General features: G+C 60.4%; 9 protein-coding genes. 6 read left to right on the forward strand and 3 right to left on the reverse strand.

All coding sequences use genetic code 11. From position 1 onward, the window contains the following. Nucleotides 1-25 precede the first annotated feature (25 nt). Both rnhA and WBV42_RS16080 read left to right on the forward strand, forming a co-directional pair. Nucleotides 26-619 (forward strand): ribonuclease HI, encoded by a 594-nt coding sequence (gene rnhA / locus WBV42_RS16075; RefSeq protein WP_253227204.1) that lies wholly within the window; start codon nucleotides 26-28, stop codon nucleotides 617-619. Then, the gene (locus WBV42_RS16080) at nucleotides 612-1,259 is read left to right on the forward strand and encodes a DUF7108 family protein (protein WP_423986921.1); all 648 of its coding nucleotides are present in this window, start codon (nucleotides 612-614) and stop codon (nucleotides 1,257-1,259) included. Before rnhA ends, WBV42_RS16080 begins: the two co-directional genes overlap by 8 nt. On the opposite strand, the gene WBV42_RS16085 is transcribed toward WBV42_RS16080, so the two are convergent. Continuing rightward, the gene (locus tag WBV42_RS16085; protein WP_253227206.1) at nucleotides 1,240-1,596 is read right to left on the reverse strand and encodes a PadR family transcriptional regulator; all 357 of its coding nucleotides are present in this window, start codon (nucleotides 1,594-1,596) and stop codon (nucleotides 1,240-1,242) included. The two genes, WBV42_RS16080 and WBV42_RS16085, sit on opposite strands and share 20 nt — an antisense overlap. A gap of 214 nt (nucleotides 1,597-1,810) precedes the next feature. Between WBV42_RS16085 and WBV42_RS16090 the strand changes: the two genes are divergently transcribed. The 3 genes from WBV42_RS16090 to WBV42_RS16100 all read left to right on the forward strand — a co-directional run bounded on the left by WBV42_RS16090 (nucleotide 1,811) and on the right by WBV42_RS16100 (nucleotide 5,166). Then, nucleotides 1,811-2,344: an inorganic diphosphatase gene (locus tag WBV42_RS16090; protein ID WP_423986922.1), complete on the forward strand. Its 534-nt coding sequence runs from the start codon at nucleotides 1,811-1,813 to the stop codon at nucleotides 2,342-2,344. A 289-nt stretch (nucleotides 2,345-2,633) separates the two neighbouring features. Beyond that, nucleotides 2,634-3,752, forward strand: coding sequence for a DHH family phosphoesterase (locus tag WBV42_RS16095; RefSeq protein WP_423986923.1), 1,119 nt, complete (start codon nucleotides 2,634-2,636; stop codon nucleotides 3,750-3,752). A gap of 67 nt (nucleotides 3,753-3,819) precedes the next feature. Then, entirely contained in the window at nucleotides 3,820-5,166 is a 1,347-nt protein-coding gene (locus WBV42_RS16100; protein ID WP_423986924.1) for an alkaline phosphatase family protein, read from the forward strand. A gap of 121 nt (nucleotides 5,167-5,287) precedes the next feature. Here the strand turns inward: WBV42_RS16100 and WBV42_RS16105 are convergent, their stop codons facing one another. Then, the gene (locus tag WBV42_RS16105; protein WP_423986925.1) at nucleotides 5,288-5,818 is read right to left on the reverse strand and encodes an SRPBCC family protein; all 531 of its coding nucleotides are present in this window, start codon (nucleotides 5,816-5,818) and stop codon (nucleotides 5,288-5,290) included. A gap of 104 nt (nucleotides 5,819-5,922) precedes the next feature. Here WBV42_RS16105 and WBV42_RS16110 point away from each other — a divergent pair, with 104 nt between their 5' ends. Beyond that, entirely contained in the window at nucleotides 5,923-6,660 is a 738-nt protein-coding gene (locus WBV42_RS16110) for an FAD-dependent oxidoreductase (RefSeq protein ID WP_423986926.1), read from the forward strand. Between the two features lie 95 nt (nucleotides 6,661-6,755). Here WBV42_RS16110 and WBV42_RS16115 read toward each other — a convergent pair. Then, nucleotides 6,756-6,940: hypothetical protein (locus tag WBV42_RS16115; RefSeq protein ID WP_423986927.1), on the reverse strand; the 185-nt coding region annotated here is incomplete at its 5' end.

Raw genomic sequence — 6,940 nt, forward strand, 5'->3', positions numbered from 1 at the left:
ACTCGCACACAGACGAGTGTCGGCAATGCCAGTCATCGAGTGTGACGTGGAAGAGGCACGCCGGACGCTCGCCGACGCCGGAATCATCGTCTCGGACGGTAAGTCCGAGTACGAACAGTGGCGGGCGAAACACGGCGATGCCGTCGCCATCGCGTACGACGACAAACTCGTGATTCAGGGAGCGAACCCACAGGATATCGAGGCAATATTGCGCGATGCGGGCGGTCACGCCTATCTCTACTTCGACGGCGCGAGTCGTGGCAATCCGGGGCCAGCGGCCACCGGATGGACCATCGTCACCAGCGACGGAATCGCGGCGGAGGGAGGAACGACGATCGGTCGGGCGACGAACAACCAGGCCGAGTACGAAGCGCTCATCGAGGCGCTCGAAACCGCCCGTGACTACGGGTTCGATTCCGTGGACGTGAAAGGGGACTCACAACTCATCGTCAAGCAGGTGACGGGCGCGTGGAAGACGAACAACCCCGAACTCCGCGAGCGTCGGGTTCGTGCACGCGAACTGCTGGACGGGTTCGACAAGTGGTCGCTGAAACACGTCCCACGGGAGGTAAACGAACGCGCGGACAAGCTAGCGAACGAGGCGTTGGACGATGGCTGACCGACCCGACGACGAACGACTGAACGACGGATTGCCAGACGATAAACAACTGGACGACGAACGGCCGGAAGACGAACAACTGGACGACGGACTCCCGAGTGATGCCGTCTCGGAGGCCGAACGGTTGACCCATCTCGCACGGGATCGGGAGGACACGGGAGCGGAAACGGAAGCCGAGGAGTACCGAGCGGAGCGGGAGCGACTGCTCGCGGAACACGGATTCGTCTCCCGAATTCGGGAGGAGAGTGCGAGAACCGTGTTGGTGCTCCACCCCGACGAGTGGGTCGAGGACGGAACGATCCGCGTCGAGCGAATCGAGGATACGGACCGTGCGGTCGAAATCCCCCTCACCGGTGCTGGCGACCCGGACGACTGGGACGAAATCGACGAACACAATCGCGCCGTCGTCGAACGCGTTCGGGACGAACACGGCGACGTTCACGGCGCGAACGCCGAGGCGTTCGCCGACTTCATGGGAAATCACTACGCTCGCCCCGTCGAATCGGCGACGAGGAACGAAGTGGCGGAGTTTCTGAACGATTACTTCCCACGCAATGCCTGGCCGACTGGGGAGCAGAAAAAAACCGTAAACGAATCGGTCGAACTCGTGTTCGACTGCGTTAGTCGTACTTCTCGATGAGGGCGCGGACTTTGTCCGCGCGCGAGTCGTCGGTGACGAACTTCGAGAGCGACCACGCAAAGCCGTCTTCGACGACTTCGAGACCCTCTTGGGTCAGGCCGTACTGGTTCGTTCGCTTGTCGAGTTCGCTCTTCTCCACCAGTCCACGCTCGACCAGCGTGTCGAGGTTGGGGTACAGGCGGCCGTGGTTCACTTCCTCGTCGTAGTAGCTCTCCAGTTCACGCTTGATGGCGAGCCCGTACATCGGTTCCTCGGTGAGGACGATGAGGATGTTACGCTGGAATGCGGTGAGGTCGCGGGCGGTACTGCTTTCGGCGAGTGTTTGTGCCTCTGACATAGGCTTTGACACGACGAGATATGTAACCGAGATATTTAACCCTTCTCAAGTTTCTTGGTGTTTCTCGTCTATTTTGTTCGATTTTAACACTTGACTGCCACCCGTCGTCTACGGAAGAATGTCACAATTCTGGGTGGTTGCGCGGATACAAATCGCTTGTTTACACCTCTGCCGAAAGGACTTTTTGGTCTTCCCTTCGACTTCCACCCGACCCATGACGAATCTCTGGGAAGACCTCGAAACGGGACCGAACGCCCCCGAGGAGATCTATGCAGTCGTCGAGTGTCTCAAAGGCGACCGGAACAAGTACGAGTACGACAAGGACATTCCCGGTGTCATGCTGGACCGGGTTCTCCACAGCAACGTCCACTACCCCGGTGACTACGGGTTCATCCCGCAGTCGTTCTACGACGACGAGGACCCGTTCGACGTGCTCGTCCTCGTCGAGGATTCGACGTTCCCCGGCTGTGTCATCGAGGTCCGTCCGGTCGGCCTCATGAAGATGGACGACGACGGCGAGCAGGACGACAAAGTCATCGCCGTCCCCATCGAGGACCCGCGTTTCGACCACATCGAGGATATCGACGACGTCCCACAGCAGACGAAGGACGAAATCGACGAATTCTTCTCCACCTACAAAAACCTCGAAGCCGGAAAGGAAGTCGAGACGTTGGGTTGGGAGGACAAACAGGGCGCATACGACGCTATCGAGCACTCGCAGGAACTGTACGAAGAAAACTTCAACTAACGCTTCGGTCGATTTCGGACGATTCGTTTTGTTTTCTCCTTTCGTTCGTCAGTGGTTGCCCCGTGAGTCGAAACGATCGCGTTCCCAACCGTCAAACACGCAGAATAGTCAATAAGCTGTCTAATTTTATCCAGTTTCGTGGACATATGTCCTTCTTTCGAAAGACGCCGATTTCGTCAGAAAAATCGACTTTCATGGGGGTTTCGAAAACGACGATCCGATATTGAACATAAAGCTGCCAATAAATCCACCCGTAAGTATATACGTTTTGGCCGAGCTATGTGATACCATGCTTGCCGGATTCGTCAACGAAAATGCTCCCGTGGTCGTCGCCGCGCTCTTCTTGCTTCTCTCCGGTGGCGGCGTACTGTACGCCGTTCAATTTCGTTCGTTGGGACGTCACAGCACCGACGACCCCGAATCGGCCGATTCGCTCCGAGAGACGATTGCGGGGCAAAATCGAGTCGCCCTCGTCGTTCCCGAAGGTGCGAGTATCGACTCGTTAGCCGCCGCCGTCGGACTCCAAGCGCTCTGCAAGGATTGGGGTGTCGCGGGGCGAATCGCCGCCGAAGGAAACGTGACGGGCGAGGACAGCAAGGCGTTCTGCAACATCTTCGATATCGACGTGACGATTTTGGACGAGAACGGTGAAGGGTTGCCGGACTGCGACGCCGGTATCGCCATCGGTGGTGGCGGTGCGGTCCCTCGACTATCGAACAACCCGCCGGTAGTCGGTGTCATCCGCCACTGTCCCACCGCCGAGGAGAACATCCTGACGATCACGTGGACCGACGACGGCGCGACGTCGACCGTCGTCACCGAACTCGTTCGGGAGATGGAGTTCGTCCCGGATCAGCGCGTGGCCACGGCGTTGCTGTACGGGATTCGTGCAGGGACCCGCGAGTTCCGGCGGGCCAACGGCGTGAACGACTACGACGCGGCCGGTTTCCTGCACGCCTACGCCGACCTCGGGAGGATCGAGGAACTTCGTTCGCCCGGCGTCAGCGGCGACACGTTCGACGTGCTCGGCGAGGCGATTTCCAGTCGGGAGCGACGTGCGAGTTTCGCCGTGGCGAACGTCGGCGTCGTCCCGTCGGTAAGCGCGTTGGAGGAAGCCGCCGACTCGTTGCTCCGATTGGAGGGCGTCTCGACGGCCGCCGTGTTCGGACTCCACGAGGAGACGATCGTCATCTCCTGTCGGGCGGAGGACGTTCGAACCAGCGCCGTCGATATCCTCACTGGTGCGTTCGACGCACGCGAGACGACGGGCGGGAACGCGGACGCCGCGACCGCACGGGTTCCGCTCGGTATCTTCGCGCAAGTCGACAGCGAACACACCGACACGTTGGATTCGCTCATCGACGCGAGCACCCGAAAAGCTCTGTTCACTGCCTTCGAGAGTTCGTAATACGGAAACTTGTGAGATGATAGCATGGAAACGAAGGTTCTTGTAGCCGCCTGTGGTAGAGCGGCGTATGGGTCTATTCGATAGGCTTCGTGGGGACGATGCTCCACGTGTTGCCTTCTTCGGCATCGACGGCGTGCCGTACAGTTTCCTCAAGGAAAACGCCTCGGAGTTCCCGAACATCGCATCGCTCGCGAGCGAGGGAAGCGCCGGAGCAATCGACAGCATCGTTCCGCCCGAGTCCTCCGCCTGCTGGCCGACGCTCACGACGGGCGTCAATCCCGGACAGACGGGTGTCTACGGCTTCCAGGACCGCGAGGTCGGCTCGTACGATACGTACGTTCCGATGGGACGCGACGTACAGGCGACGCGCATCTGGGACCGCGTCACCGACGCGGGTCGAAAGGCGACGGTGATGAACGTGCCCGTCACGTTCCCGCCACAGCGTAACGTCCAGCGGATGGTCTCCGGCTTCCTCTCGCCCGGCGTGGACAAAGGTGCGTACCCGGACGAGATGCGGAACTACCTGAGTTCCATCGACTACCCCATCGATACGAACGCGAAGTTGGGGCACAAAGAGGACAAGACCGAGTTCATCGAGAACGCACATGAGACGCTCAAGACGCGCTACGAGTCGTTCCAGCACTACATCGACGAGGACGACTGGGACCTCTTCTTCGGCGTGTTCATGACGACCGACCGCGTGAACCACTTCCTCTTCAAGGATTACGAGGAGGACGGCGAGTACAAAGAGGAGTTCATCGAGTTCTACCGAACGCTGGACGAGTACCTCGGCAAACTCCGTGACTCGCTGCCGGACGACGTGACGATGGTCGTCGCCAGCGACCACGGGTTCACCAGCCTCCACCACGAGGTTCACTTCAACACGTGGCTCGAACAGGAGGGCCTGCTCTCCTACGAGGACGACGACCACGAGGAACTCGGCGACATCAGCGACGACACCGTCGCCTACTCGCTCATCCCGGGTCGCTTCTACATCAACCTCGAAGGCCGCGAACCGCGCGGAAGCGTTCCACAGGACGAGTACGAGGAGAAACGCGCCGAACTCAAGGAGAAGCTCGAAAACCTCGAAGGGCCGAACGGCGAGAAGGTCTGCTGGCGCGTGGTCGAGAAGGAAGATGCCTTTGACGGCGACCACGAGGACATCGCACCCGACCTCGTCGCGGTTCCGAACCACGGCTTCGATCTGAAGGCCGGATTCAAGGGTCACGACGACGTGTTCGGCGTCGGTCCGCGAAACGGCATGCACAGCTTCGACAACGCGACGCTGTTCGTGGACGACCCGGACGCCAACGTTCCCGAGGACACCGACTTGCTCAACATCGCCCCGACCATCCTCGACCTGATGGAAGTCGACTACCCGAACGGCGAACTCGAAGGCCGTAGCCTGGTCTGAATCGGCGATTTCGTTCTTTTTTGGCGTAGCAGCTGTGACCAGGAAGTCGTTCTACCGAGCGGGCACTTTCAATGGGGTAGGTATCTGGAGTAATTCCGTGCGGCCGGAACGAAAGTGAGAATCAGACCGAATCGGGCTTGCTGTGAATCTTGAGGTTCACGTCCCGCGGTTGGCCCTCCAAATCCGTGACGATGCGTTTGACGACCTTTTCGGCTTCCGAGAGCACGAGGGGTTTCGCCTTGTCCACGACCCATCCGAGCGAGACGAACATGGGCAAATCGAGCATGCCGGAACTCGCCGAATCGGCGTCGAAGTGAATCGAGAGCCGCACCCGTGAGGCGGTTTCCTTGCCTTCGGGGGCTTCCTCGGGGACTTCCTCGACGCGCCAACTGCCGTGGGCGTGGATGTCCTTGATGATCTTCCAGTCGATGCGGTTCGGCCGGTCGAGTTCCGTCACCTCGGAGCGGACGACGTACTGAATCTTCCACCACTTGAGGTGGATGTCGTACTCCGTCCCCGAACCGCCGTCCCCGTCGTGGGTGACCCTCGTCAGGTGTTCCGAGTAGTTCGCGTAGCCCGGAAAGTCGAGCAGGAATTCGTAGGCCTCCTCCGGCGGCACGTAGACGACGGTACTGAGTTCGAGGTGATCCACGCGTTTCGATTTTGCGGGATCGAAAGTAAACATTCCGGCGAGGGGACGTGAACGCCCACTCCATCAACAGTCCGTTTATACCACCGCACCGACAACCATCGACCATGACGGACTACGACGTGGTCATCGTCGGCGGTGGCGTCGCGGGACTGTCCGCAGGCGTCTTCACCGCCCGCGCCGACCTCGACACGCTGGTCGTGAACGACGGTGTTTCCATCCTCTACCGAAATGCGATTCTGGAGAACTTCCCCGGTTTCCCGGCCGGAGTCGACTCGCGACTGTTCTCCCTGATGCTCGGAGAGCAGGCCGAACGCGCCGGATGTGCCCGCCTCGACGCGAAGGCTAACGAGGTCAGCCAGTCGGACGACGGCGGGTTTACCGTCGAAACGAAGGACGAGGAGACGATTTCGGCCGAGCGGGTGGTCGCAGCCTCGTGGTCGAACTCCTCGTATCTCGAAGGACTCGACCTCGATTTCGAGCAGTCCGGAAGCAAGCAGTACGTCTCGGTGGACGAGACCGGACGGACCGACGTCGAAGGACTCTACGCCGCCGGGCGACTCGCCGAGCAGTACCACCAAGCCATCGTCGCGGCGGGTCACGGTTCGCAGGTCGGACTCACCCTGATCGAGGACGCGAACCCGGACTTCTACCACGACTGGGTCGCCCCGGAGGGCTACTTCACCAACCGCGACCGCGAGGTCCCCGAGGGCTGTGAGGAGATCTCAGAGGACGAACGCCAGCGCCGCGCGCGCCAGGCCCACGACCGCCTCCGCAAGTACGTGGAGGAGTGGGAAGACGAACGCCCCGTCCCTCATCCGAGCTTCGTCGAAAAGATGGGCTAGAGGGACCGATTGCTCGAAATCGTTCGATTACTCTTCTTTCTCCCCGGTGATTTTACCCTCTGTGATTTCAACGACCAAGCCGCATGAATACTGCATCACGCCTCTTTCGCGTGCCACGGCGGCTGGGTAGTATCGCGCAGCCCATCCGATGGGATGGCGCGCGCTGACGAGGTGGCGAGGATAGCGGTCATCCGAGCCGCCTCATCAGAACCGTGCGAGGGATGACGAAGGGAGCGCCAGCGACCTGAGTTCTCGTGAACCGGGCGGGACCAAAGGTCCC

Source organism: Haladaptatus sp., assembly GCF_049589095.1.
Taxonomy (GTDB): domain Archaea; phylum Halobacteriota; class Halobacteria; order Halobacteriales; family Haladaptataceae; genus Haladaptatus.

Coding starts and splice junctions, on each gene's coding strand:
- rnhA (WP_253227204.1), top strand. CDS start 26: ATGCCAGTCATCGAGTGTGACGTGGAAGAGGCACGCCGGACGCTCGCC.
- WBV42_RS16080 (WP_423986921.1), top strand. CDS start 612: ATGGCTGACCGACCCGACGACGAACGACTGAACGACGGATTGCCAGAC.
- WBV42_RS16085 (WP_253227206.1), bottom strand. CDS start 1,596: ATGTCAGAGGCACAAACACTCGCCGAAAGCAGTACCGCCCGCGACCTC.
- WBV42_RS16090 (WP_423986922.1), top strand. CDS start 1,811: ATGACGAATCTCTGGGAAGACCTCGAAACGGGACCGAACGCCCCCGAG.
- WBV42_RS16095 (WP_423986923.1), top strand. CDS start 2,634: ATGCTTGCCGGATTCGTCAACGAAAATGCTCCCGTGGTCGTCGCCGCG.
- WBV42_RS16100 (WP_423986924.1), top strand. CDS start 3,820: ATGGGTCTATTCGATAGGCTTCGTGGGGACGATGCTCCACGTGTTGCC.
- WBV42_RS16110 (WP_423986926.1), top strand. CDS start 5,923: ATGACGGACTACGACGTGGTCATCGTCGGCGGTGGCGTCGCGGGACTG.